Below are 25699 nucleotides of genomic sequence, written 5' to 3' on the forward strand. Positions count from 1 at the left end.
CTAAGCAATCTGATGTTGCGAGATGGACGTTCTTTCGGTTTTGAACCTCAAGGGAAACCCTCGTTTGATAAAGCGTCTCAATGGTTGTCAGTAAATAAACAAAAACTTTTGGAAGTGTGCTATTATAAGTCATATAAGTCGTGCGCTTTCTAATGCTTAGTGGTTTAAGATTAGGATAGCACGACTTATTTATTTTCCAATGAACTTAACTAGCAATTCGGGTATCTAAAAAAATATTTTGATGAATTTGTTGTATTTAAAGGTCTTTCAAGGGAACGTAAGCCTTCTGTAAATTCTCTTAGAAATATAAGGTCAAAGATTTTACTATTCTTTGAATATTGCTGGTTAGAAAAAAGTTATATATCGTCTTCTCCTATGTCTGAACTACGGATAAAAAAGCATAAGAAAACACAATCTGAATATGATAAGCTAAAAGACAAATGTTTCTTTTCAGAACAGATGGAAGTATTACTTAATCATATGAAAGAATTTGAAAAAACACAGAATGCGAAACAAGAAGATTGTGTTAGAAAGAGACTTTTTATAGAATTTATTTATCTAAATGGAAATAGGTATGGAGAAGGAGCAGGTTTAAAGTTCTCTACTGTAAATCATGGTGGAATTTGGATAAAAGATCAGTATAGTAGAAAAAGTTCGGTAAAAAATCCAATCAATAAACAGACCAAAACTTTAACTTCTAGGAGAATAAAGGCATTTGAAAATGATGATACGAGGAGTAAGGAAATTATTCAATGGTTTTTAGACCATAATAACTCGGGTATCAATGATGATTATATCTTTGTTAGAAAAAATGGACATCTTTTGTCTGATGATACAATGAATAGATACTTACATAGATTTGAAAAGCAGATGCCTGATAAACTTTCTAGTTCATTTGTGATGCACTCGTTAAGGAATTCTTATATTACAAGGAGGAGATACAGAAACAGAAATCATGGCTAAAGTTGGACATGCTAACCCTAATTTAGTTCATACTCTTTATACTCATGTTAGAGATACTCTAAAGTTTGATGAACAGAAAAAATTTAAAAAACAACCTAGATTATTAAAGATTGGGAAAAGTGCTTGATGCAAACCAAAAACTAACCATATGTTCGGGAAGAATTGGGAAAATTGAGGAAGAATATTACTAAGTATAACTTGCGTAAATGTTTATTTTAAAAGAATTGGGAAGATTGAGGAAGATTCTGGCAAAAAAAACAGTAATTATGGTATAATATACGCAAAATTTTGAAATAATTAATTCGAGGAAAAAATAAAAAAATATGAGTAGAATGATGCCGGCACGAGTGCGGAGTGAGGGAATCGCCCTCTATGCGAAAGGCTTCTTAAATGATCCGATTGAAACTGATTTTAAGTTAACTGCAGAAATTGATGGTGAAGAAGTAAGTTATGATTTAGATGGAGCTCAAGATAGTTGTACTTGTTCGATTTTTCAACAAAATCATCGCTATTGCAAACATATTGCAGCGATTGAAGAGTATCTGAAAAATCAGGACAAGGGCAGTCTAGAGACAAAGGATAAAGAAACTAAAGGAGCCGAACGAGGGCTTTATAATGAAAATATTGCTTTTCTAGATGCAGTAAATGGAGAAACCCAACTAAATTTCAGTACAGATCAGTATTCTATCGAAGTTCAAATTGAAGATAACAGTCAGCTTTATGATTATTTTTCAATGGACTACTTTTTATACTTTGATTTAAAGTTGAAAAGTAAAAATTTAGGACGTTCATATGTCATTAAAGATATTCCCTATTTTTTACGAGCGCTTAAAAATTACAGCCAGTATTCATTAGGCTCGTTACACTACATTGATCTCTTCTTTGATAATTTTGATGAGGCCAGTCAGGAATTTTTGAGTTTTCTACTAAAGATTGATGGGAAATCAGACGAGGCTCTGACCAAATCCTTATATATCAAAAATGGACGCTATCTCAATATCCCCTTCTTGTTTTTGGAAGAAGCCATGGATTTAGTCTCTGCTTTAGAAGTTTATCAGCTTAAAATTATCGGAAGAACAGTTAATTATTTTACATTTATTCCATTGGATAATGACTCAGAAATTTTTAAATTTAAAGTTGAGAGCCAACAAGATTATATTGAATTGAGCTTATTCAGCGAAGATTATCATAATTTTTATGATTATTCGCTTCTTTATGATAATAATGTATTCTATAAACTGAGCCAAGAACAACGTCGCTTACTCCTTGTCTTAGACAAACAATTTGCTCAGAAATCAAAAATAAAATTCTTATATTCAGAAAAAGATAAACTTGCTCAAGCACTTCAACAATTATCAACTTTAGGAAAAATTGAAGCACCAGAACATTTTGTTGTCAAACCATTTGATGCAAAGTTCACTTTTGATTTATTAGATGAAAAAACGCTTAGTTTGGCAATGAAATTTGATTATGGAACTTTTTCTATTGATAGCTTTCATGACTTGGAAACCTTAGAATTTTCAAGGGATTTGCGTAAGGAGCAAAAGATTTTTGCTTTAATGGAGCGACTGCAATTTGCCAAAGCTTTTAATTCAACTTTAGAAATTACGGAACATTTGTCAGAGAATTTCTTTTTAAAGATTCTACCTTCTTTTCAAAAGCTTGGTCAAATTGAATTATCACCAACTTTAAGAAATATGAGAATGGATGAAGTCCCAGAAATTCATATTGATAGCCAAGGAGGCTTGTTAGATATCTCCTTTAATATTCCGCATGTTGAGGATGGCGAATTTGCAAATGTGATTGCTAAATTGCAAGAAAATGCTGAGTTTTATATTAGTGAAAGCGGGAAATTTTATCATTTCAATGAAAAATTTGATCGCTTAAAAGCGGCACTACATGAACTTGATGACCAATTTGTTATTCAAGGAAGTAGTTTGCATGTTAATATTAATCGTAGTTTCCAAATTTCTAAAATTTTTGAAAAGATTAGTGGCGCCTCTTTTTCTGAGAAATTTAAATCACTTTATCAACATTTAACTCACCCTGAAGAATTTCCCTATGAGAAACCTGAGCATATTAAGGCTTCTTTGCGTTCTTATCAAGAAACAGGTGTTCGTTGGATGAGTATGTTATCCCATTACAATCTAGGAGGAATTCTTGCTGATGATATGGGATTGGGGAAAACCGTTCAAGCTATTACTTTTATCCTCTCAAATCTAAAAAAAGACGAAAGTGTATTAATTACTGCCCCAGCCAGTCTTACTTACAACTGGGCAAGTGAGTTTGAAAAATTTACTGACGAAATTGATTTTGTCGTGATTGATGGTAATAAAGCTGACCGGACTAAGGAGATTCAAGAGAATCACCAGATTTATATTACGAGCTATGGTAGCTTTTTGAAAGATTTTGAAGATTATCAAGATAAAAAGTTAAATTACTTACTTTTAGACGAAGCGCAAGTTGTAAAAAATTATAGTAGTAAAACGAATAAATCTCTTTCGGCTCTTAATGTTGAGCATACTTTTGCTCTTTCAGGGACGCCACTTGAAAATCGAATTGAAGAAATTTGGGCAATTTTCCAAGTTGTAATGCCAGGCTTTTTACCCAAGCGTGAAAAATTTAATAAGATGGAACCTTCGGTCATCTCAAGATTGATTCAACCATTTATCATGCGTCGTAAAAAAGAGGATGTACTTGAGGAACTTCCAGAGAAAATGGAAATTACGGTTTACAATCAATTGGCTGATGACCAAAAAGTGATTTATCTTGCACAACTTGAATTAATGCAAAAACAAGTTTTAGAAATGGACAATGCAGCTTTATCACGTTCAAGAATCGAAATTCTGGCAGGAATTACCAGATTAAGGCAAATTTGTAATACACCAGCTTTATTCATGGATGATTACAAGGGAAGTTCAGGTAAGCTTGAACGCTTAAGAGAACTACTGGCTCAAATTAAAGATTCTGGACATCGTCCGTTGATTTTCTCTCAATTTACAAAAGTTTTTCCACATATTGAAAAATTAATGGAAGAACAAGAAATGACTGCTTATAAATTGACAGGCTCTACTCCGATTAAAGACCGACTTTCCATGGTTCAGGCATTTAATGCTGGAAGCCGTGATGCTTTCTTAGTTTCTTTGAAAGCTGGTGGTGTTGGTCTTAATTTGACAAGTGCTGATGTTGTGATTTTAGTCGATTTGTGGTGGAATCCGGCAGTAGAAGAACAGGCAATTGCGCGTGCCCATCGTATGGGGCAAAAAAATACAGTAGAAGTGATTCGTTTGATTACACAAGGGACAATTGAAGAGAAAATTATGGAAATCCAAGAACGTAAAAAAGACCTGATTGCAAATGTTTTGGAAGGCGATACGGTTGATAAAGTTCTTAGTGAAGCAGAAATTCGGGAAATTCTCGGAGTATAGCTTTAAAAAACTTAGAAATTAAGCTATAATGGATATTGAAACGGTTATCTTAAAGAATCGGATTGGCTTTTAAGAGCTGACGAGATGACAATAAAAGCTCTAAAGACTTATAAGATAAGCTTTAAAGGCTTTTTAGATAGACCTTCATATTAATTCACATAAATTTGAAAAGTACAATTAAGAAATAAAACAAACTATAAAAAAGTAGGGCAAAACATGGTAGAAAGAAGAGTGGTATTTCCGGTTATTGGTGATGACGAAGTGCTTCAAAAAGATACTCGGGTGATTTTTACTAATCAGCAGTTGCTGACAAGAAATCCCAGCCTTCAGGATGAAGCTTCAATTGAGACAAGCAAGTCAAAAACTGATGCTAAAAGACCTGAGAGCTTCAAACCTTATAAGGCTAAAACAAGCTTTAGCACACAACATCGTCCGCTAAATTCTAATCATGCTGGCGTAAGTTCATATGACAAAATGCCGAAAAAAACAAGTGTAGATGAGTCAAAAGAACGAGCAAAGCGAGCAGCAGCAACACTTCCAAAATCTCCAAAACAATATGTTTCTCCTTTGGAGCGTGATAAAGAGGATTTAACGGTTCGTCGTTCAACATCTGCAATTTTGAATAAACGTCCTTCAACTAATGATAACCCAATTCGGGATATGAAAAAACAAGGAATGAATGTTTCGGATGCAGTTGCAAAGAATGGCTCTGGAATGAAAAAAGCAACACCGCACGGTGGAGCAGCAAATGATACGCAAAAGGGAAGTTATTTTGAAAATAAGCGGAAAAACATTTTTGACCGCGGAATCGTATAATTTTCAAATTTGAACAAAAAACTGACAGAGAAAATAAATTTTATTTTGATAAAATTTATTTTAAAAAAACAACTTATCAGTTATTTTGTGCGTCTTTTAGGGCGTGACTTTTAAATAAATAAAAAATTTTAACTGTAAGAAAAGAAGGGAAATTTCTGTCAGTTGCTGATGAATAAAAGTAGCTGACAGAAAATTTTATCATGGAAAAAACATATCATTTTACCGGTATTAAAGGTTCAGGCATGAGTGCACTTGCATTGATGTTACATCAAATGGGCAAAAACGTTCAAGGTTCAGATTCAACAGACTACTTTTTCACACAACGTGGTCTTGAACAAGTGGGTGTTCCACTTTTGCCGTTTGACGAAAAAAATATTAAACCTGAGTTTGAATTGATTGTTGGGAATGCTTTTCGCGATGATAATAATGTCGAAATTGCTTTCGCGCATAAAAATGGCTTCCCATTCAAACGTTATCATGAATTTTTGGGCCATTTCATGGAAGATTTCACAAGTATTGGGGTTGCAGGAGCACACGGTAAGACTTCAACAACTGGAATGTTAGCTCATGTGATGTCGAATATCGTGGACACTTCTTACCTAATTGGTGATGGAACTGGGCGTGGAAATGCTGGAAGTGAATATTTTGTCTTTGAATCTGATGAGTATGAACGTCATTTCATGCCATATCATCCTGAATATACCATTATGACAAATATTGACTTTGACCACCCTGACTATTTTGAAGGAATTGAAGATGTCACTTCAGCTTTTCAAGACTATGCAAATAATATCAAAAAAGGAATCTTTGCTTATGGTGAAGATGTGAATTTGCGTAAATTGTCTGCTAAAGCGCCTATTTATTATTATGGTTTTGAAGCTAATGATGATTACCGTGCAAAAAACTTGATTAGAAGTACACGCGGTTCATCTTTTGATGCCTATTTCCGTGGTGAAAAAATTGGTCATTTTGTTGTTCCTACCTATGGAAAACATAATGTCTTGAATGCTTTATCTGTTGTGGCCGTTTGCCATAATCTTGGTTTGGATATGACAGATGTTGCTGACCACCTCTTGACTTTCCGAGGAGTAAAACGCCGTTTTACTGAGAAAAAAGTAGGAGAAACAGTAATTATTGATGACTTCGCTCATCATCCAACTGAGATTGAAGCAACATTGGATGCGGCTCGTCAAAAATATCCTGACCGTGAAATCGTTGCGGTATTCCAACCTCATACATTTACCAGAACCATTGCTTTTGCTGATGAGTTTGCAGAAGTTCTTGATCATGCGGATACTGTTTATCTAGCACAAATTTATGGCTCAGCTCGTGAAGTAGACCATCATGAAATTACGGCACAAGATTTAGCTGATAAAGTTCGTAAACCAGCCAAAGTAATTGAGCTTGACAATGTTTCACCATTGTTAGACCACGACCGCGGAATTTATGTCTTTATGGGAGCAGGGAATATTCAAAAATATGAAATTGCTTTTGAAAAATTACTTAGCCAAACTTCAACAAACTTACAATAAAATTAAAAAAGCACTGACAGTATTGTTAGTGCTTTTTTATTAATAAAAAATTCAAGTCACGGGAGTGTGACTTGAATCAAAGGGGTTTATGAAGAAATTATTTAGGGAGTAATATGAGTATAAATGTAAACGCTTAAATTAACCTTAATTTCGTTTAAATTAACCTAATAAAATATATTTAATCTCTGCTGTCAAAATATTTGCTGCTTTTTCGGACGCACAAATAACAAGCAAGGTATCAGCACCGGCAATTGTACCTAAAATATCAGTCCGGCTATCGCGTTCGTCATCTAAAGCATTTGCTAAAACGTCCGCTTCACCAAGTTTTGTACGAATGACAACTAAAGCACCTACAGATTTTGCTGAAATGACAAAATTATAAAAATACAACTGTAAATCAGAATTAATTTTAGAGTTGCCAGAAGTCAAAAATGAGTAAAAACTCTCTCCTTTGTCCCGCTTTTTTATAATATTTAATTTTCTAATATCTCTGGATAAAGTGGCTTGTGTTACCTCTACACCGCGTTCTAATAATAGAGATTGAAGCTCTTCTTGAGTCGATATTTTATTATTTGTCACAATTTCTTTAATAATTTCTAATCTTTTATCTCTTTTCATAGCATAATTATACCATATAATGGACTATATATTGACAAAATTAGTGTTTTTTCTGTATAATTAGTGAATGGACGAAAAACAACTAGTAAGCCAAGCACTGTCTGCTGCAATCGATGGTGTTCTTGGAGTAGAACAAATCGCAGCTATAATCGAAAAACCTAAATCCTCAGATTTAGGAGATTTAGCATTCCCAGCTTTTCAATTGGCGAAAACTCTCCGAAAATCTCCACAAATTATTGCTGGAGAAATCGCTGAGAAGATAGATACAAAAGGTTTTGAGAAAGTTATTGCAGTAGGGCCTTACGTTAACTTTTTCCTTGATAAAAATGCGACAGCCTCAGAAGTCATTCGTGAAGTTTTGACTGAAGGTGAGCACTATGGTGATGCAAATATTGGAGAAGGTGGAAATGTGCCGATTGACATGTCTGCGCCAAATATCGCTAAACCTTTCTCAATTGGACATTTGCGCTCAACTGTTATTGGTGATTCGATTGCCAAAATTTATGAAAAATTGGGTTATCAACCGATTAAAATTAACCACTTGGGTGACTGGGGGAAACAATTTGGTCTATTGATTACTGCATATAAAAAATATGGAGATGAAGCGACCATTACAGCAAATCCGATTGATGAACTTTTGAAACTTTATGTAAAAATTAATGCGGAAGCTAAAGAAGATCCAGAAGTCGATGAAGAAGGACGTCAATGGTTCCTCAAAATGGAACAAGGTGATGAAGAAGCCCTTCGTATTTGGAAATGGTTCTCTGATGTTTCATTGATTGAATTTAACCGTATCTATGGAAAACTCGGAGTAACTTTCGATCACTTTATGGGCGAAAGCTTCTACAGTGACAAGATGGATGCTATTGTGGAAGATTTGGAAAATAAAAATCTTTTACATGAGTCAAAAGGTGCTTTGATTGTTGATCTTGAAAAATATAATCTTAATCCAGCTTTGATTAAGAAAACAGATGGTGCAACACTTTATATCACGCGTGACCTTGCGACTGCTGCTTATCGTAAAAAGACTTTTAATTTTGTAAAATCACTCTACGTGGTAGGTGGCGAACAAACTAACCACTTCAAACAACTGAAAGCTGTTTTGAAAGAAGCTGGCTATGATTGGTCTGATGATATGGTGCATGTACCTTTCGGAATGGTTACTCAAGGTGGGAAAAAATTCTCAACTCGTAAAGGTCACGTTGTTAAATTAGAAATGGCTCTTGATGAAGCGGTGGATCGTGCTGAAAAGCAAATTGAAGCAAAAAACCCTAATTTAGAAAATAAAGAAGAAGTTGCTAAGCAAGTTGGAGTTGGTGCTGTTAAATTCTACGACTTGAAGACTGACCGAAACAACGGTTATGACTTTGATTTGGATGAAATGGTTTCATTTGAAGGTGAAACAGGCCCTTATGTGCAATATGCTCACGCTCGTATTCAATCAATTTTGCGTAAAGCAAATCGTAAAGTGAACATTGACAATATTTCTCTTGTTGTTTCTGATGCTGAAGCTTGGGAAATTGTCAAAGCTTTGAAAGAATTCCCAAATATTGTGAAACGTGCTGCTGATAATTATGAACCTTCTATTATCGCTAAATATGCAATTTCACTTGCACAAGCCTTTAACAAATACTATGCTCATGTTCGTATTTTAGAAGATGATGCTCAATTGGATGGACGTTTGGCTTTGATTAGTGCGACTTCAATTGTCTTGAAAGAAGCATTGCGCCTTCTTGGGGTTGCTGCTCCTGAAAATATGTAAAAATATACTTAATTATTTAATCTCTTATCAAAAAGAATTTAATTCTTGCTGATGAGAGATTTTTTTGTTTCTTTTTTAAAACATTTTGTAAAATAAGTATTTTAATAAAAAGCTAAGAATCCCATGATAAGCAAAGGAGTGCATAAACGTGAAATTGTCAGAATATAAAAAAACATGTATAAATGAATAAACCTTTGTAAAGTGTAGCATTAGTGCTCGACAAAAATATGCATAGATGTATAATTTCCTTGTAAACGATTCCAATAATACTGAATCAAAATCAGAAAGGATACTCCAAAATGAACAATGGAATTAATGTTAACTCAGAAATTGGGAAATTAAAATCAGTCCTTCTCCACCGCCCAGGTGCAGAGGTAGAGAATATTACCCCAGACACAATGAAACAGCTTTTATTTGATGATATTCCATATCTCAAAATTGCTCAAAAAGAGCATGATTTCTTTGCTCAAACATTGCGTGACAATGGTGCTGAAACTGTTTATATCGAAAATCTTGCAACAGAAGTTTTTGAAAAATCATCTGAAACAAAAGAAGAGTTTTTAAGCCATTTGTTGCATGAAGCAGGTTACCGTCCAGGACGTACTTATGATGGATTGACTGAATATTTAACTTCAATGCCAACAAAAGATATGGTTGAAAAAGTCTATGCCGGTGTTCGTAAAAATGAATTGGATATCAAACGCACAGCACTTAGTGACATGGCAGGTTCTGATGCAGAAAATTATTTCTACCTCAACCCATTACCAAATGCTTACTTCACACGTGACCCACAAGCTTCAATGGGTGTCGGAATGACTATTAATAAAATGACTTTCCCAGCACGTCAACCTGAAAGCTTGATTACCGAATATGTGATGGCTAACCATCCACGTTTCAAAGACACTCCAATCTGGCGTGATCGTAATCATACTACTCGTATTGAAGGTGGTGATGAATTAATTCTTAATAAGACAACTGTAGCAATCGGGGTTTCAGAACGTACTTCATCTAAAACAATTCAAAATCTTGCTAAAGAATTATTTGCAAATCCATTTTCAACATTTGATACAGTGCTTGCGGTTGAAATCCCTCATAACCATGCAATGATGCACTTGGATACTGTATTTACAATGATTAACCATGATCAATTTACAGTTTTCCCAGGAATTATGGATGGTGCAGGTAACATCAACGTCTTCATTCTTCGTCCTGGTCAAGATGGTGAAGTTGAACTTGAACATTTGACAGATCTTAAAGCAGCCCTTAAGAAAGTCTTGAACCTTTCAGAACTTGACTTGATTGAATGTGGTGCAGGTGACCCAATTGCCGCTCCTCGTGAACAATGGAATGATGGTTCAAATACCCTTGCTATTGCTCCAGGAGAAATCGTTACTTATGACCGTAACTATGTAACTGTTGAACTTTTGAAAGAACATGGTATTAAAGTTCATGAAATTCTTTCAAGTGAACTTGGTCGTGGTCGTGGTGGAGCGCGTTGTATGTCACAACCACTTTGGCGTGAAGATTTGTAATCTGAAGACTTTTACATAATGTTCTTGAATTTAACTACTAAATTTAAAAACAAGTGAATTTATAAATTTAGTTTTATAAGTTCGTAAAATTAAAGATGAAAGTAGCTCATTAATGTAATTTAAAAAATTCATTAAATATTTAAAAATAGAAAAAGGAAAAAAATAATGACATCACCACTTATTACAAAAGCAGAAGTAAACTCAGTATTCCAAGGTCGTAGCTTGCTTGCTGAAAAAGATTTTACACCAGCTGAAATTAACTACCTTGTTGATTTTGGTCTTCATTTGAAAGCATTGAAACAACAAAATATTCCTCATCACTATCTTGAAGGTAAAAATATTGCCTTGTTATTTGCAAAAACTTCAACTCGTACACGTGCCGCATTTACAACTGCTGCCATTGACCTTGGTGCTCATCCTGAATATCTTGGTGCAAATGATATCCAACTCGGAATCAAAGAATCAACAGAAGATACAGCACGTGTTCTTGGTTCAATGTTTGATGCTATTGAACGTTGTGGATTTTCTCAAAAAGAAGTTGAAGATTTGGCAAAATACTCTGGTGTTCCAGTTTGGAATGGTTTGACAGATGATTGGCATCCAACACAAATGATTGCTGACTTTATGACAGTAAAAGAAAACTTTGGTTACCTTAAAGGGTTGACATTAGTTTACGTTGGTGATGGTCGTAACAACATGGCAAATTCACTCATCGTAACTGGTTCTATGCTTGGTGTAAATGTTCATATCGTTGCTTCAGATTCACTTCATCCTTCTAAAGAAGTTATGGATATTGCCAATAAATTTGCTGAAAAATCAGGTGCTAAACCTCTTGCAACTTCTAATATTGAAGAAGGTGTTAAAGGTGCTAACATTATTTATTCAGACGTTTGGGTATCTATGGGAGAATCTAACTGGGAAGAACGTGTTAAACTTTTGACACCATACCGCATCACAATGGATATGTTGAAAATGACAGGAAATGCTGACAACGGTAAACTTATCTTTATGGACTGCTTACCAGCCTTCCATGACACTGAAACTGAATATGGTAAAGAAATCAAAGAAAAATATGGTTTGACAGAAATGGAAGTTACTGACGAAGTTTTTCGTTCTAAATATGCTCGTCAATTTGAAGAAGCAGAAAATCGTATGCACTCAATCAAAGCAATTATGGCTGCAACTTTGGGTAATTTATTTATCCCAGCAGTTCCTGAAGATTTTAAATAATTAAAATAGATAATTTGTCAGTTTACTGACAGAGCTGTCAGTAAACTGATAGATTTTGATTTAAGTCGTTGAAAGCAGTCTAAGATAGTTTTTAGACTGTTTTGACGGTTAAAATCATTGAAAGGATTGATATGGACGCAGAAAATAAAAAAGGAATTGGCCTTGCTGCTTTAGTTGCGATTATTGTTTCTGGAGCGATTGGTGGTGGGGTATTCAACCTCTCTAACGATTTAGCAACAAATGCATCACCTGGTGGTGTTGTCATTTCATGGATCGTTATTGGTTTTGGTATATTAATGTTGGTTTTATCACTGAATCATTTGGTGGTAAACAAATCTGAACTTTCAGGTGTGTCAGATTATGCACGTGCTGGTTTTGGTAATATGGTTGGTTTTATCTCAGGATGGGGTTATTGGTTATCTGCTTGGGCAGGTAATATTGCCTTTGCTGTTTTGATGATGACTGCCGTTGACTATTTCTTCCCCGGCGTTTTTCAAGCTAAGAATGGCTCATTGACCATTCTGTCAGTAATTGTTGTTTCAATTGTTTCGTGGGGATTGACTTTACTTGTTATGCGAGGTGTTGAAGGGGCTGCTGCCATTAATGCAATTGTCCTTGTTGCAAAATTGATTCCCTTGTTTGTCTTTGTTATTGCTGGAATAGTTACTTTCAAAGCTGGAGTCTTTAGTGCTCACTTTTGGCAAAATTTCGTTGCGAATACAAATGCTGATGGCGTAATTAAGAGTTTAACTTGGTCTAATATGACTGGCGGAGATTTATTCAGTCAAGTCAAAGGTTCACTCATGGTTATGATTTGGGTCTTCGTCGGAATCGAAGGGGCTGCTATGATGGGTGACCGTGCCAAACGTAAATCAGATGCTGGTAAAGCTTCAATTCTCGGTTTGATTGCCTTGTTAGTGATTTATATCTTGCTCTCACTATTGCCATTTGGTTTTATGAGCCAACAAGAACTAGCTAATACTGGTCAACCAGGTTTGGTTCATATTTTGAACGCTATGGTTGGCGGTTGGGGTGGTTCACTAATGGCCATTGGTCTTGTGATTTCACTTCTTGGAGCTTGGTTGTCATGGACAATGCTTCCTGTTGAAGCAACACAACAATTATCAGAACAAAAATTACTTCCTAGTTGGTTTGGTAAACTTAATGACAAAGGTGCACCTAAAAATTCACTTTTGCTGACACAATTGATTGTTCAAATTTTCTTGATTGTCACTTATTTTGTAGCTGATGCTTACAATGTCTTTGTTTACCTTTGTACCGCTGTTATCATGATTTGTTATGCCTTAGTTGGTTTATATCTCTTTAAATTAGGGATTCAAGAGAAGAAAACAAGTAATATCATTATTGGTTTCATCGCGGCCGCCTTCCAAATCTTAGCCTTGTACTATTCAGGATGGCAATTTGTTTGGCTCTCTTTAATTCTTTACGCAGTTGGTTTCATTCTCTAAGCTTTAGGCAAAAAAGAATATGGAACTAAAATGTCCACAGCTGAATTAATCGCAACCTTTATCTTGACAGTTTTAGGAATCCTCGCTGTTTTTGGAGTATACGGGAACTGGCTTGGCTTGCAAGATGCACTGGGAATTGATGGAAATACTTTACTTGTCGCTGTAGTTCCATTGATTGTAGTAACATTTATTGTTTACTTCGTGGTTCGTAGTGATATCAATAAAAAAGGAATTAAAAATTAATCAAAGGGGTATAAAAAATGGTAAGTCCTATTGTTGTAGCCCTTGGTGGGAATGCTATTTTGACAAAGGACCCATCAGCAGCGGCTCAAAAAAAGGCGCTTGAAGTAACAGCTGAACAGTTGATGCCATTAATTAAAGATAATGACAGACAAATGGTTGTGACTCATGGAAATGGACCACAGGTTGGAAATTTACTTTTACAACAATTGGGTTCGGATAGTGAAAAAACCCCAGCTATGCCATTGGATACAGTTGGGGCAATGACTCAAGGCGAAATTGGTTTTTGGACGGTTCAAGCTTTTACAAGAGCAATGGCTAATAATGGCCTAGAGCGATATCCAGTTATTTCGGCAGTGACTCAAACATTGGTTGATGAAAATGATCCAGCTTTTAAAAATGCTAGTAAACCAATCGGTCCCTTTTATACAGAAGAACAATTGCCAGAAATTAAGAAGCAATTTCCTGATTGGGAGTTGATGGAAGATGCTGGCCGTGGTTATCGTCGAGTAGTTCCAAGTCCTAAACCACTTGAAATCATTGAAGCAAAAGCATTTGGCCCAATCTTGGAATCTGGAAGTTTATGCTTCTGGCGGAGGTGGAATTCCCGTCATTAAAGATGGTAATGGTTATAAAGGTGTTGAAGCCGTTATTGACAAAGATTTTTCAGCAGCTAAATTAGCTGAAATGGTTGGTGCAGATGAACTTTTGATTTTGACAAGTGGTGGCGATGTTTATTTGAACTATGGAAAAGAAGATCAAGTTCATCTAGAAACGGTCAAAGTTTCTGAAATGCGTAAGTATGTCGATGAAGAACGCTTTGCCAAAGGTTCGATGGGACCTAAGGTAGAAGCTGCGGTCAGCTTTGTTGAGCGAACAGGTAAAGTTGCTACGATTACAAGCCTTGATAATGTTGAAAATTTTGTCAAATCTGGCAGCGGAACAAGAATTGTTCCATAAATAAGTAAAAAAGATAGAGGAGAAATAATTTAATGGTAAGACGTATGGTCGTAGCCCTAGGTGGTAACGCTATTTTAACAGATGACCCAACAGCAAAAGCACAAGAAAGAGCGCTTGAAACAACGGCAGAACAATTAATTCCTCTTATTAGAAATAACGATGTGGAAATGGTTGTCACTCATGGTAATGGGCCGCAAGTGGGGAATCTTTTGTTGCAACAATTAGCGGCAGATAGTCCTAAAAATCCAGCCATGCCAATTGATACAGCCGTTGCAATGACTCAAGGTCAAATTGGATTTTGGATGGGGCAAGCTTTTACAAGAGCTTTGATAAAAAATAAGATGGAGCGCGTTCCAGTTATCTCTGTAGTGACTCGTACAGTTGTTGACAAAGATGACTCGGCTTTTGAAAAACCAACTAAACCAATCGGTCCATTCTACGACGAAAAGGGCTTAGCAGAGATGAAAGCTCAGTATCCTGACTGGACTTTTGTTGAAGACTCAGGTCGTGGCTATCGTCGAGTAGTACCAAGTCCTAAACCAACACGTATCGTTGAAGCCGAAGCAATTAAACCATTGATTTCATCAAGCGTTTTGGTGACTGTATCTGGTGGTGGTGGTATTCCTGTCATTGAAACTCAAGAGGGTTATGAAGGAGTTGAAGCTGTTATTGATAAAGACTTTTCAGCAGCAAAAGTTGCTGAACTTGTTGAAGCAGATAATCTTTTGATTTTAACTGCGGTAGATAATGTTTTTGTTAACTTCAATAAACCTAACCAGAAAAAACTTGAAACAGTAACAATGGCAGAAATGAAAGCTTATATTAAAGAAGGGCAATTTGCCGCAGGTTCAATGTTACCAAAAGTAGAAGCAGCAATGGAATTTGTTACTCGCACTGGTCGTCCTGCAACAATTACCTCTTTGGAAAATCTTGAAGACTTCCTCAACAATGATTCAGGAACAAAGATTATTCCTTAACGTTAAAAATGCTACATTTCTGATGTAGCATTTTTTTATAAATGTAGTTTAAAAATCGATAAACTTTCCGATATTTTATCAATAATTATTGTACAATTAACATGTAAACGATTTATATTGATAAAATTACTGACAGAATCCTAATACGATTCAGGAATATTATGCTAATCTAGCTAATAAATCTGTCAGTAAAAAAATAAAGAGAGGAAGACAAGTTCGGATGATTTCTCGAAAAAAATCATTTAAACTTGCAAATAAAACTTATGGAACTTGTACAATTTGGTTGCGAAGATTGGCTCAATGTTTGGGAAAAATCAGCAACAATTGATATTGCTCAGTCAACCATTGATTCACTATCTTTAGAAGAGGTCTTGGCTTTTGAAGAAGATAAAGGTGAAGCTTTTATGTCTCAGATGATGAAAGAAAAATTTAGTTATGGATGGATTGAAGGATCACCAGCCTTCAAATCAGAAGTTGCTAAACTTTATAAAAGAGTATCAGAAGACAATATTTTATCTACTAATGGAGCGACAGGAGCAAATTTTCTTACAATTTTAGGCTTGATTGGTCAAGGAGATCATGTAATCGCTCAGTATCCTTCTTATCAACAATTATATGATTGGCCAAAAACATTAGGTGCACAAGTTGATTACTGGAAGATAAAAGAAGAAAATCACTGGTTGCCGCAAATTGAAGACTTGCGTCGACTCGTTAAACCTAACACAAAATTGATTTGTTTAAATAATGCAGCTCAACCAACGGGTGCGATTATGAGTCCAGATTTCTTAGCAGAAGTAGTTGAGATTGCCCGGAGTGTCGATGCTTATATTCTTTGTGATGAGGTTTATCTGCCTCTTGATGAAGAAACCCCTTATGCACCAATTGCTGATTTATACGAAAAAGGAATTTCAACAAATTCAATCTCTAAAACTTATTCGGTTCCAGGAATTCGTGTAGGTTGGGTCGCCACTCAAGATCGTGACCTTTGTAATGAATTCCGAAAGATTCGAGATTATACTCTAATTTGTACAGGAGTCTTTGATGATGCTTTGGCTTCTTTAGTTTTAAAACATAAGGATAAGGTGTTGGCTCGCGCTCGGGATATTGTTAAAGGAAATCTCTCAATTTTAAAAGAATGGGTCGAAAATGAGCCATTGGTCTCAATGGTTTATCCTAATGCTGTGTCTGTAAGCTTTGTGAAATTCGAACAATTAGACCCAATGAAAACGGAAGATTTTGCCATTCAACTCCTTCGTGAAAAAGGAGTGCTAATAATTCCTGGAAATCGTTTTGACTTACCGGGATATGCCAGAATTGGATATTGTACGGATGAAAAGACTCTACGTCAAGGTTTGCAACTCCTATCTGAATTTTTGAGAGAATATAAAGGTTAATATCTTTTATATAAATACATTACCGTTTTACTAACTTGTATAAAAAGTGTATAATGGGAAAATGTGAGTATAATTATAACTAAAGAATATAAAATAGTCTCTATATTCAAGAGACTATTTTATATTTACAGTCAGATTATACGAATTTAATTATAGCGAATTTATAATTAAATAATAGAAAGTGAGTAAATGGAAAACAAGAAAACAAAAGGGATTAGCCTTTTTGCACTACTAGCGATTATCATCTCAGGAGCCATTGGTGGTGGAGTGTTCAACCTTGCCAATGACTTGGCAAGATGCTCAACTCCTGGGGGAGTCGTGATTTCATGGCTTTTTATTGGTTTTGGAATATTAATGTTAGTTTTGAGTTTTAATCGGCTCATTACAATAAAACCTGATCTTTCTGGTGTATCAGATTATGCTCGAGCAGGTTTTGGGGACTTTGTAGGTTTTTTATCGGGCTGGGGTTACTGGATTTCAGCATGGACAGGAACAATTGGTTTTGCTGTTTTAATGATGACTTCTGCTGATTATTTCTTTCCTGGTAAATTTGCAAATTCAAACGGTTCACTAACTATTCTGTCAGTAATTATTGTGTCAATTATTTCATGGATATTGATGCTTCTAGTTGATCGAGGAGTAGAAACGGCTGCGGCTGTAAATGCAATTGTGATGATTGCCAAACTGATTCCATTGGTTGTTTTCTCAATTACAGGAATTATCTTATTTAAGGCTAATATCTTTACTCAACATTTTTGGCAAACCTTTACAACGAATTTTGCTGCTGATGGTTCAGTCAAAGATTTTGTTTGGCACGCAATGACTGCAAGTGGACTTTTAAGTCAAATTAAGGGCTCATTGTTGGTAATGGTTTGGGTCTTTGTCGGGATTGAGGGTGCTGCGATGATGGGAAATCGCGCGAAAAAGAAATCAGATACAGCAAAAGCAACAGTTATTGGTTTAGCAGTTTTGCTTGTTATTTATGTACTTTTGTCACTCCTTCCTTATGGTTATATGGATCAAGCAAGTTTAGCAAATGTCAAAGCCCCTGGTCTTGTTTACATTCTTAATGAAATGGTCGGTGGCTGGGGTGGTAGCCTTATGGCAGTCGGTCTAATGATTTCATTATTAGGAGCATGGCTTTCATGGACAATGCTACCGGTTGAAGCTACACAACAGTTGGCAGAGCAAAAGCTATTGCCAAGTTGGTTTGGTAAACTCAATAAATATCATGCCCCAAGTAATTCATTGTTGATTACTCAGTTGATGATTCAAATCTTTATTATCATTACATATTTTGTCGCAAATGCTTATAATGTTTTTATTTATATGGCAACAGCCGTAATAATGATTTGCTATGCTTTAGTTGGTGCCTATCTTTTCAAAATTGGTCTTAAAGAAGCATCAGTAAAAAATATACTGATTGGTTTCTTCACTTTTGCTTTTCAGGCTCTGGCACTCTACCTCTCAGGCTGGCAATATGTTTGGCTGGCTATGATTCTATATACAATTGGATTTCTTTTGTTCATTGGAGCAAAAAAAGAGAGTCATCAATCAATATCAGTCAAAGAATGGTTGGGGATGCTTGTTGTGACAGTACTTGGGGTATTAGCGATTGTGGTCTTGATTTGTGGGGCCAAAGCGGGAACAGGCTTTGACCTTCGAGGATTACTAGGATTTTAGGCATAATTTAATAATGAATCATCTTATAAAGATAATTTTACTGATGTTTTTCTAGGTGAATGGAGGAAATAATTGATGAGAACTTTTGCAGAAGTGGAAAAATTGTTAACTGAACTTTCGATTCCTTACAAAATTGTAGAACACCCAGCTAGTCATTCAACAGAAGAGTCGGATAACTACATTAAAGATTATGAAGGGTGTCGTTCAAAAACTTTGATTTTGGCCAATAAAAAATCAACTCAGTTTTATATGATTATCATGGATGACGCTAAACAAGTTGATATGAATCGTTTGAGTGAAATTCTTGAGGTGAAAAGACTCCACTTTATATCAGAAGACCGATTGGAAGAAATGTTAGGTTTAAATTCAGGAATTGTTTCCCTTTTTGGTTTAGTCGGAACAAATTATGAAAATATGAATATTTATTTTGATCAACAAATGCTTGATGATTATCAGATTCAAACTTTTCATCCTAATGATAATACTAAGACAATTTTCTTTAAGATGGAGGCTTGTTTTACTATTCTGAAGTCACAAGGTTATGATTATCAAATTATTGATTTATAAATTAAAACTCTTGCTCGTCAAGAGTTTTTTTATTCGCCTATTGAGTCTAAAAACTAATTTTTGTATAATAACAATATGCTAACTTTTCCACTAATCAATGACACTTCACGAAAAATCATTCATATCGATATGGATGCCTTTTTTGCTTCCGTTGAAGTGCGTGATAATTCGAGTCTAAAGGGTAAACCAGTTGTGATTGCTAGGAACCCATTGCAGACTGGTGGACGGGGAGTTGTATCGACTTGTTCTTATGAAGCGCGTGCTTTCGGAATACACTCGGCAATGAGTGCAAAGGAAGCGTATGACCTTTGTCCACAAGCTATTTTTATTTCTGGGAACTATGAGAAATATACAAAAGTTAGTAAACAGGTTCGTGAAATTTTTAAACGCTACACGGATAATATTGAGGCAGCGTCAATTGATGAAGCCTATTTAGATGTAACCGAGAATAAAATAGGAGCTCAATCAGCAATAAAAATAGCAAAATTAATTCAACATGATATCTTTGTTGAACTAGGTTTGACTTGTTCAGCAGGAGTTTCTTATAATAAATTTTTGGCAAAGATTGCTTCAGATTATGAAAAGCCACATGGTTTGACATTAATTATGCCAGATGAAGCATTAGAGTTTTTGGCAAAGTTGCCTGTGGAAAAATTTCATGGGGTGGGGAAAGCAACTGTTCCTAAATTACATGCCTTAGGATTCTTTACTGGAGGAGATTTACAAAAAGCTGATCCGGTTGATTTGGCTGAAAAATTTGGTATTTATGGTTGGGAACTTTTCCAAAAGGCAAATGGAATTCATAACTCTAAAGTCAAAAATCATCGTGAACGAAAATCAGTAGGCAAAGAGCGAACCTACGGGAAATTACTATATCTTCCAGATGATATCAAAGCTGAATTAATCAAAATATCTAAACAGGTTTCTAAATCCTTAAAAAGGCACCAACTCAAGGGAAACATTATTATTTTGAAATTGAGATATTCGGATTTTACAACACTAACGAAACGAAAATCAATGGTAGAGAATCTGGATAGTCCGGAGGACATTGCAGAAGCTGCACAACAGATATTTGAAGAAATTGATTATGATGAGAGCTTGGGAGTTAGGCTGCTAGGAGTTACCATATCAGGATTTGGTGTCCAAAAAGCAACATTAGATATGCAATAGTTAGAAAAGGGATGAAGGCAATTTCGTCTCGTTTTTTTATCATTAAATAATAGATAATTCCAAGTAAACAAGCGATTTGAAGAAGTTTCATTTCATCAAAAAAACTTATAGAAAATGAGGCCGTAAAAAACCATAAAAAATCACCACTTCCAATTTTAAAATCGAAAATCTCAGTTAAGAGTGCAAGTACTAACCAGCTATAAAAAATCAAAGAAGAGGGAAATAAAATAATAAAGGAAAGAGCGAAAATAAGCCAAATAATAAAAGGGAAGCTATGATGCCGATAATCAAAAGCAGATAAAATTACTGACAGAATGCTCATCAAAAATTGTGGAAGACTAAGATAATTAAGCCATACCAAACAAAAGAGGAGACCAACAGAAAACTCAAGAATAAAATTCATCAATGGAATTTTATTCTTACAATAGCGACAAAGTGATGCAGAAGATAATTGAGAAAATAAGGGAATTAAGTCACGGAAGCTCAAAATGTGATTGCAAGAGTCGCAATGTGAGCGTCTAAAAATAATTGATTCTCCTGCCGGAATACGATCAACCAATAGGCCAAAAAACGACCCGAAAATTGTTCCAATAATAAATAAAAATAATATCTCCATACTAATCTATACGAAAATGGATTTTGAATGTAACTAAAAATGGAATTAAAAAGAAAATAAGTAAATCATTTGATAAAAAATTCTCATTGGTTTATAATATATTTATAGAAAAGTTAATATTAAATCTCTTTATGGCATTTAATATTTAAAAAATGGAGGTTAGTTATGTCAAATGAACACACACAAGAAGTTTTAAATCAAACGGTTGCCGATTTATCGAAAGCATCTGCTCTTGTTCATCAAATCCACTGGTATTTGCGTGGCCCTGGTTTTCTTTACCTACACCCAAAAATGGATGAATTAAAAGACCAATTGGACGAACATTTGGATGAATTTGCAGAACGTTTAATCACTATTGGTGGTTCTCCAGTTTCAACTTTGGCAGAATTTGATAAAAATTCTAAAATTGAGATGACGCCTGCAGCTTGGGGTAAATCTAATTCAGAACGTGTCAAAGAATTGATCGTTGCTTATAAATATTTGACTCAACTCTTCAAAGACGGAATTAAAATTGCTGGGGATGATGGAGATGATGTGACAGTTGATTTATTCACAACTGCTCTTGGGGATATCGAAAAAACACTTTGGATGATTGAAGCTGAAGTGGGCTAATAAAATTGTAAATGAAAAGCTCTGTCAGTACTGACAGAGCTTTATTTTATTTTTAAATTTACTGACAGATTTTTTAACAATCTAAAAGGATAGAAAGATTCTATCCTTTTTATGATTAAATACCAGATTTTGTTTTCCCATTCCAAGAATTTAACCCACCTTTAAGGATATAAATTTCAGGAATACCAGCTTTTTTAAGTTTTTTAGCAACTTTTGCTCCCCCAATAGGACGACCAGTTTCATAAATTAGCACTGGTTTATGTTTGCTCAAAGCATTTAAACTTTGGTCAATCTGACCAGAAGGAAGATTACGCGCACCAAGAATATGGTTAACCCGGAATTGATTTGCTTCGCGAATATCAATTAATTGAGAAGTTGGTATCAACCGAGCAAATTCAGCTTCCTCAACAAGTTTTGCATTGCGACGAAGATTCCAGCGGGGATAGACAAACATTCCGATAATTACTAAGACAAGAATGATATCAATGATAATAATAATCAAAATTATTCTCCTTTAAATTTAAGAGCAAGACTTGCAGCGCCGATAATTCCGGCATCATTTCCAAGAACAGCAAGTTTAATTTTACTTGAGTTACGAACAGTTGAAAAGGCATATTTATTGAAATAAGTTTCAACTTTTTCACGCAAGAATTCACCAGCTGCTGATACACCACCACCAATAACGATTGAAGCAGGGTTTAAAGTAGAACCCAAATTTGCACAGGCAAATCCAAGATAATAAGCAAATTTATCAACAACAGATAAGCTGAAGTGGTCCCCTTCTTGAGCAGCAAAGAAAATGTCTTTAGAAGTTACTTCATCACCATTGTCAATAGCAGCCTTAATAGTAGAATCTCCTTCGTACTCTTCAGCAAATTTATGAGCTAAGCGAACGATTCCTGTAGCAGAAGTTACTGTTTCCAAACAACCGCGGTTTCCACAAGTACATTCAAAACCATCAGGGTCAACGCAAATGTGGCCGATTTCACCACCAGCTCCAGCAACACCATGAACTAGCTCTCCTGAGGCGATAATTCCACCACCAACACCAGTTCCAAGAGTGATGAAGACTACATCAGGATTGTTTTCGCCAGCCCCAACCCAACGTTCACCAAGAGCAGCAACGTTAGCGTCATTGTCCAAGATGAAAGGTAGACCAACACCCTCAGAAATTGGTTTACCAACCTCTTGAGTGTCTGCCCAGTTTAAGTTGAAAGCGGCTTTAACAGTACTTTCAGAAATATTTACTGATCCAGGAGTTCCCATTCCAATTCCAAGAAACTCTGATTTATCCAAATTGTAAAGGTTCAAACGGTGGTTGATTGATTGGATAATATCAGGAACGATATGTTTTCCATCTTCTAAAATATTTGTTGGGATAGACCATTTATCTTGAACTTCACCAGTGAGAGTTAAAATCCCAAATTTAATTGAAGTTCCGCCAAGGTCGATACCGATAATTTTACTTGCAGTCATTGTTTTTTCTCCAATCTGACACTAAAAAAAGCATTATTTTTTATTAGTCGTAGATTTTTTCTTTTCAATTCTCTCTTCACGCGACAAAATCAAGCGAGCAGTCAAGTAATCGTGGTCGCTTTTCTGAAATATTCCTGATTCAAGCATCTTTCCTAATTCAATTTGCATAAAAGCAATCGCATCCAAACGATCTGGAAAAAGATTGATATATCCATATTTTTTCAGCATTTCTTGTACATCGTAGAGAGTTTTCATTACTATATTTTACCGTATTTGATAAAGGCTTTCAAGTGCAAGCTATATGTAAAATATAGAGAATAGCGCAGATTTTGTTTATAAAATGGTATAATACACTATAATTTGAAAACGTAACTAAAAAGATATTTAATGGTAATGATGTTTTTGGAATAAGATTATAGTTAAAATTTACTTGTTGAAGGTAAAAAAATGAATAGAATTTTGATTTATGCGGACTTTTATGCAGGAAATCGCTTAGAGCGATTTGTTCTTGAAATTGAAAAAGAACTCGGGATAAAAGACAAGGTTGACGTAACAAAAGTATTCTATAATCATCAAGATGCCTATCAATATCTTCAAGTTTACCTCAAAGATGTTAAGGCTTGTTTTATAAAAATTGGACAAAAAGAAGAACTAGAAATACTGAACAAAATGCAGAAGTTAGAAAGTGAGGCATTTTTTCTGATTTATACTGATAATCCTGACTTAAAAGATGAATTATTGAGCTTTACTACCCTACCATTATGGTCTCAGATGACTGTGTGTAGCGATTTTGATAGTGAAGTTAGGGAAATAATTGAAAAAGTTTTACTGTACTGTTTTACAAATGAATTAAATATTGTTGAAATTGCTGACTATCCGATTTCTATGGATTCTCTTTTATATATTGAAGCGGACAAAACACATCGAAATTATCTTAGAGCCATCACAAAAGATAATGAGTGTCTAGTTCGTGGAACGATTTCAGATGCAAAAAAGAAAATGCCCAATCTCCTCTCACTTGGGCGTGGGTTACTCGTTGATTCAAAGAAAATTCGTCGAATTGAAGATGATGGCTTGACCCTGTGTTTTGTACAATGTTTGAAAAAAGTCAAAGCACCGGCGGTTTATAAAAAAGTACTGAAAGTACTCAAAAGACAATCAGAGTGGATAAAATAATCATCCTTTTTAGGGTGCTTTTTATTTTTGGCTGATAAAAACTCAATTTCATCACAAAAAAAGTAATTTCATCATAAAAATGATTGAATTTAGCAAAAAAGCGTTGCATTCAGAAACAAAAACGCTTACAATTTAATTGTGAAAACAATATCAATAATTTTTGAAAGAGAAAAAGTACCAATGGAAAGTTAAGAAAGTTCAATATCAGCTCAAAGATATATCGTGCAACAAAAGAAAGTGAGTAATTTTTTTAATGGAAAATATACTGTCAAGTAAGTTATAGTTTGAGAATTAACTCTTAGATTAGTAACTTACAGACTAAGAAAAGAGGATTTATTTATGAATACGAAAAAAGAAGTGAAGTATGTTGTAAATGATGGAGTAATATTGGATAATACCAGCGGGGGACATAATCTGACAGCGCCTGTGACTGTTGAGATAGAAGTAACTTCAACTGCTAAAGGTACAATAAAGGGAGAGACGACTTACACAGCAGATTTTGGAGAAGCAGAGGTAACTAAAAAAGGAGAAAATTTGAAGGCAAGTTCCTTTGGGAATTTACTGGGCACAAAAACTTTTGCAGCTAGTCAGAATCAGTCAAAGTCAGATAAAACTTATTCTGTTAAGTTTAGGCTGAATATAAATTGGACAGTGTCTAATGGCTACGCTGGTCTAACAAAAGTAACAGGAGGTTATGGTCCTAGTGTTGATCGTGTTTATGTCGCTAATTCCAGAGTCACTACTGCAACGAATGGTCAGGTTAAAGGAATGGGAGGTTATAGCCAACAGGTTGATGACAAATCAGAAGGAGGCAATCTATCATGGTCGATTACCCGGAATTACAAACCTGTAAAGATTCCCTCAGCCAGTGCAATGGTAGGCGCTACTTATTTCGCTACGCTTAAACGGGGAAATAGTACTTGGACATTTGAAACGACAAATCGGGCTTATTAATGGGAGAAAGTAAAATGAGTATAAAAAGTATAAAACTTTGGCAAGTAATACTTGCATTTATTATCTGGCTAGGAACGATGTTTCTTCCAGCAACAGTTAATCAGAATAAATTGAATACGAACTTTGATTATAGAGAAAGTCGAGAAAATTTCTTTTATTTTATCTCTCATCAGTTTCCCTTTTACAGTATTATTTTGGCTCTACTACTATTGCTATCGATTATCTTGCTTTATAGAAAAGCAAGGGTTGGCAAGTACCTTGCTTTTGCAAGTCTGATTTATTATATTGGTTTCTTAGTCGTAGGTTTTCCAGGAAGTATCATTTTTAATCGCAGTTTATCGGGCAATACTTTTGAAGGAGAAGCGGCGCTTTTTTTAACTTTTTATGGGGTGGGCTATATTGTTTCCGTAATTGTTGGGTGCCTAGCTCTTCTCTTACTTTACTTATATAGTTTATCCAGAATTAATGAATAATAGTTTGCTCATGAAAAAATACATTGTTTTTACATTTATTATACCCGAATT

The 25699-nt window shown here is 35.0% G+C and carries 22 protein-coding genes and 3 pseudogenes; 19 read left to right on the forward strand and 6 right to left on the reverse strand.

What is annotated here, in order from left to right; all coding sequences use genetic code 11:
• A pseudogene (locus LLA01S_RS12415) lies at positions 1-133 on the reverse strand (IS982 family transposase); the annotation flags it as partial.
• A gap of 347 nt (positions 134-480) precedes the next feature.
• Between LLA01S_RS12415 and LLA01S_RS13250 the strand changes: the two are divergent.
• The 5 genes from LLA01S_RS13250 to murC all read left to right on the forward strand — a co-directional run bounded on the left by LLA01S_RS13250 (position 481) and on the right by murC (position 6739).
• The gene (locus tag LLA01S_RS13250) at positions 481-963 is read left to right on the forward strand and encodes a tyrosine-type recombinase/integrase (RefSeq protein WP_232035101.1); all 483 of its coding nucleotides are present in this window, start codon (positions 481-483) and stop codon (positions 961-963) included.
• Positions 956-1090 carry a hypothetical protein gene (locus LLA01S_RS13255; protein WP_255209981.1) on the forward strand — a complete coding sequence of 45 codons (135 nt, stop codon included), beginning with the start codon at positions 956-958 and terminating at the stop codon, positions 1088-1090. The genes LLA01S_RS13250 and LLA01S_RS13255 overlap by 8 nt, the downstream gene beginning before the upstream one ends.
• A gap of 196 nt (positions 1091-1286) precedes the next feature.
• Positions 1287-4391: a DEAD/DEAH box helicase gene (locus tag LLA01S_RS07605; protein ID WP_061778085.1), complete on the forward strand. Its 3105-nt coding sequence runs from the start codon at positions 1287-1289 to the stop codon at positions 4389-4391.
• Between the two features lie 216 nt (positions 4392-4607).
• Positions 4608-5207: a hypothetical protein gene (locus LLA01S_RS07610; RefSeq protein WP_061778086.1), complete on the forward strand. Its 600-nt coding sequence runs from the start codon at positions 4608-4610 to the stop codon at positions 5205-5207.
• 200 nt (positions 5208-5407) lie between these two features.
• Complete coding sequence (murC, locus tag LLA01S_RS07615) at positions 5408-6739, forward strand: UDP-N-acetylmuramate--L-alanine ligase (RefSeq protein WP_061778087.1); 1332 nt, start codon at positions 5408-5410, stop codon at positions 6737-6739.
• A gap of 159 nt (positions 6740-6898) precedes the next feature.
• Here murC and argR read toward each other — a convergent pair whose 3' ends face one another.
• A complete protein-coding gene (argR, locus tag LLA01S_RS07620) occupies positions 6899-7357 on the reverse strand; it encodes an arginine repressor (protein ID WP_004254487.1) in 459 nt (152 codons plus the stop codon).
• 67 nt (positions 7358-7424) lie between these two features.
• Between argR and argS the strand changes: the two genes are divergently transcribed.
• The 10 genes and pseudogenes from argS to dinB all read left to right on the forward strand — a co-directional run bounded on the left by argS (position 7425) and on the right by dinB (position 20341).
• Entirely contained in the window at positions 7425-9119 is a 1695-nt protein-coding gene (argS, locus tag LLA01S_RS07625) for an arginine--tRNA ligase (RefSeq protein WP_011677109.1), read from the forward strand.
• A 299-nt stretch (positions 9120-9418) separates the two neighbouring features.
• Positions 9419-10651 (forward strand): arginine deiminase, encoded by a 1233-nt coding sequence (gene arcA / locus LLA01S_RS07630; protein ID WP_061778088.1) that lies wholly within the window; start codon positions 9419-9421, stop codon positions 10649-10651.
• 165 nt (positions 10652-10816) lie between these two features.
• Positions 10817-11881 carry an ornithine carbamoyltransferase gene (gene argF / locus LLA01S_RS07635; protein WP_061778089.1) on the forward strand — a complete coding sequence of 355 codons (1065 nt, stop codon included), beginning with the start codon at positions 10817-10819 and terminating at the stop codon, positions 11879-11881.
• A gap of 131 nt (positions 11882-12012) precedes the next feature.
• Positions 12013-13593: pseudogene (locus LLA01S_RS07640) on the forward strand (basic amino acid/polyamine antiporter).
• 17 nt (positions 13594-13610) lie between these two features.
• Positions 13611-14550, forward strand: a pseudogene (gene arcC, locus LLA01S_RS07645) (carbamate kinase).
• Positions 14551-14582: 32 nt separating this feature from the next.
• Entirely contained in the window at positions 14583-15527 is a 945-nt protein-coding gene (gene arcC, locus LLA01S_RS07650) for a carbamate kinase (RefSeq protein ID WP_021037905.1), read from the forward strand.
• Positions 15528-15790: 263 nt separating this feature from the next.
• Complete coding sequence (locus LLA01S_RS07655) at positions 15791-16921, forward strand: aminotransferase (protein WP_021165024.1); 1131 nt, start codon at positions 15791-15793, stop codon at positions 16919-16921.
• A gap of 189 nt (positions 16922-17110) precedes the next feature.
• On the forward strand, positions 17111-18604 hold the full coding sequence (locus LLA01S_RS07660; RefSeq protein ID WP_061778090.1) for a basic amino acid/polyamine antiporter: 1494 nt from the start codon (positions 17111-17113) through the stop codon (positions 18602-18604).
• A gap of 75 nt (positions 18605-18679) precedes the next feature.
• Positions 18680-19171 (forward strand): prolyl-tRNA synthetase associated domain-containing protein, encoded by a 492-nt coding sequence (locus LLA01S_RS07665; protein WP_011677102.1) that lies wholly within the window; start codon positions 18680-18682, stop codon positions 19169-19171.
• A 75-nt stretch (positions 19172-19246) separates the two neighbouring features.
• Positions 19247-20341, forward strand: a complete 1095-nt coding sequence (gene dinB, locus LLA01S_RS07670) for a DNA polymerase IV (protein WP_061778091.1) — start codon at positions 19247-19249, stop codon at positions 20339-20341.
• On the opposite strand, the gene LLA01S_RS07675 is transcribed toward dinB, so the two are convergent.
• A complete protein-coding gene (locus LLA01S_RS07675; RefSeq protein WP_061778092.1) occupies positions 20292-20957 on the reverse strand; it encodes a prepilin peptidase in 666 nt (221 codons plus the stop codon). The genes dinB and LLA01S_RS07675 overlap by 50 nt on opposite strands.
• A 165-nt stretch (positions 20958-21122) precedes the next feature.
• Between LLA01S_RS07675 and LLA01S_RS07680 the strand changes: the two genes are divergently transcribed.
• Positions 21123-21569 carry a Dps family protein gene (locus tag LLA01S_RS07680; RefSeq protein WP_011677098.1) on the forward strand — a complete coding sequence of 149 codons (447 nt, stop codon included), beginning with the start codon at positions 21123-21125 and terminating at the stop codon, positions 21567-21569.
• A 115-nt stretch (positions 21570-21684) separates the two neighbouring features.
• Here LLA01S_RS07680 and LLA01S_RS07685 read toward each other — a convergent pair whose 3' ends face one another.
• From LLA01S_RS07685 to LLA01S_RS07695, 3 genes are read right to left on the reverse strand one after another with little or no spacing between them, the layout of a single operon-like run.
• Positions 21685-22071, reverse strand: coding sequence for a rhodanese-like domain-containing protein (locus LLA01S_RS07685; RefSeq protein ID WP_081106883.1), 387 nt, complete (start codon positions 22069-22071; stop codon positions 21685-21687).
• A gap of 2 nt (positions 22072-22073) precedes the next feature.
• Positions 22074-23045 carry an ROK family glucokinase gene (locus LLA01S_RS07690; RefSeq protein WP_032951202.1) on the reverse strand — a complete coding sequence of 324 codons (972 nt, stop codon included), beginning with the start codon at positions 23043-23045 and terminating at the stop codon, positions 22074-22076.
• Between the two features lie 33 nt (positions 23046-23078).
• Positions 23079-23300, reverse strand: a complete 222-nt coding sequence (locus LLA01S_RS07695) for a YqgQ family protein (protein WP_011677095.1) — start codon at positions 23298-23300, stop codon at positions 23079-23081.
• A gap of 192 nt (positions 23301-23492) precedes the next feature.
• Here LLA01S_RS07695 and LLA01S_RS07700 point away from each other — a divergent pair, with 192 nt between their 5' ends.
• The 3 genes from LLA01S_RS07700 (at position 23493) to LLA01S_RS07710 (ending at position 25648) form a co-directional block, all read left to right on the forward strand.
• Positions 23493-24221: a LytTR family transcriptional regulator DNA-binding domain-containing protein gene (locus tag LLA01S_RS07700; protein ID WP_031286281.1), complete on the forward strand. Its 729-nt coding sequence runs from the start codon at positions 23493-23495 to the stop codon at positions 24219-24221.
• Positions 24222-24560: 339 nt separating this feature from the next.
• Entirely contained in the window at positions 24561-25175 is a 615-nt protein-coding gene (locus LLA01S_RS07705) for a hypothetical protein (protein WP_014573264.1), read from the forward strand.
• Positions 25176-25189: 14 nt separating this feature from the next.
• Positions 25190-25648, forward strand: coding sequence for a hypothetical protein (locus tag LLA01S_RS07710; RefSeq protein ID WP_021165027.1), 459 nt, complete (start codon positions 25190-25192; stop codon positions 25646-25648).
• The last annotated feature ends 51 nt before the right edge of the window (positions 25649-25699 follow it).

The sequence above is a fragment of the Lactococcus cremoris subsp. cremoris NBRC 100676 genome (assembly GCF_001591705.1).
Taxonomy (GTDB): domain Bacteria; phylum Bacillota; class Bacilli; order Lactobacillales; family Streptococcaceae; genus Lactococcus; species Lactococcus cremoris.

Bases quoted from the DNA above. Each gene is read 5' to 3' on its own strand.
- LLA01S_RS13250 (WP_232035101.1), top strand. From the start codon at position 481: ATGAAAGAATTTGAAAAAACACAGAATGCGAAACAAGAAGATTGTGTT.
- LLA01S_RS13255 (WP_255209981.1), top strand. From the start codon at position 956: ATGGCTAAAGTTGGACATGCTAACCCTAATTTAGTTCATACTCTTTAT.
- LLA01S_RS07605 (WP_061778085.1), top strand. From the start codon at position 1,287: ATGAGTAGAATGATGCCGGCACGAGTGCGGAGTGAGGGAATCGCCCTC.
- LLA01S_RS07610 (WP_061778086.1), top strand. From the start codon at position 4,608: ATGGTAGAAAGAAGAGTGGTATTTCCGGTTATTGGTGATGACGAAGTG.
- murC (WP_061778087.1), top strand. From the start codon at position 5,408: ATGGAAAAAACATATCATTTTACCGGTATTAAAGGTTCAGGCATGAGT.
- argR (WP_004254487.1), bottom strand. From the start codon at position 7,357: ATGAAAAGAGATAAAAGATTAGAAATTATTAAAGAAATTGTGACAAAT.
- argS (WP_011677109.1), top strand. From the start codon at position 7,425: ATGGACGAAAAACAACTAGTAAGCCAAGCACTGTCTGCTGCAATCGAT.
- arcA (WP_061778088.1), top strand. From the start codon at position 9,419: ATGAACAATGGAATTAATGTTAACTCAGAAATTGGGAAATTAAAATCA.
- argF (WP_061778089.1), top strand. From the start codon at position 10,817: ATGACATCACCACTTATTACAAAAGCAGAAGTAAACTCAGTATTCCAA.
- arcC (WP_021037905.1), top strand. From the start codon at position 14,583: ATGGTAAGACGTATGGTCGTAGCCCTAGGTGGTAACGCTATTTTAACA.
- LLA01S_RS07655 (WP_021165024.1), top strand. From the start codon at position 15,791: ATGGAACTTGTACAATTTGGTTGCGAAGATTGGCTCAATGTTTGGGAA.
- LLA01S_RS07660 (WP_061778090.1), top strand. From the start codon at position 17,111: ATGGAAAACAAGAAAACAAAAGGGATTAGCCTTTTTGCACTACTAGCG.
- LLA01S_RS07665 (WP_011677102.1), top strand. From the start codon at position 18,680: ATGAGAACTTTTGCAGAAGTGGAAAAATTGTTAACTGAACTTTCGATT.
- dinB (WP_061778091.1), top strand. From the start codon at position 19,247: ATGCTAACTTTTCCACTAATCAATGACACTTCACGAAAAATCATTCAT.
- LLA01S_RS07675 (WP_061778092.1), bottom strand. From the start codon at position 20,957: ATGGAGATATTATTTTTATTTATTATTGGAACAATTTTCGGGTCGTTT.
- LLA01S_RS07680 (WP_011677098.1), top strand. From the start codon at position 21,123: ATGTCAAATGAACACACACAAGAAGTTTTAAATCAAACGGTTGCCGAT.
- LLA01S_RS07690 (WP_032951202.1), bottom strand. From the start codon at position 23,045: ATGACTGCAAGTAAAATTATCGGTATCGACCTTGGCGGAACTTCAATT.
- LLA01S_RS07695 (WP_011677095.1), bottom strand. From the start codon at position 23,300: ATGAAAACTCTCTACGATGTACAAGAAATGCTGAAAAAATATGGATAT.
- LLA01S_RS07700 (WP_031286281.1), top strand. From the start codon at position 23,493: ATGAATAGAATTTTGATTTATGCGGACTTTTATGCAGGAAATCGCTTA.
- LLA01S_RS07705 (WP_014573264.1), top strand. From the start codon at position 24,561: ATGAATACGAAAAAAGAAGTGAAGTATGTTGTAAATGATGGAGTAATA.
- LLA01S_RS07710 (WP_021165027.1), top strand. From the start codon at position 25,190: ATGAGTATAAAAAGTATAAAACTTTGGCAAGTAATACTTGCATTTATT.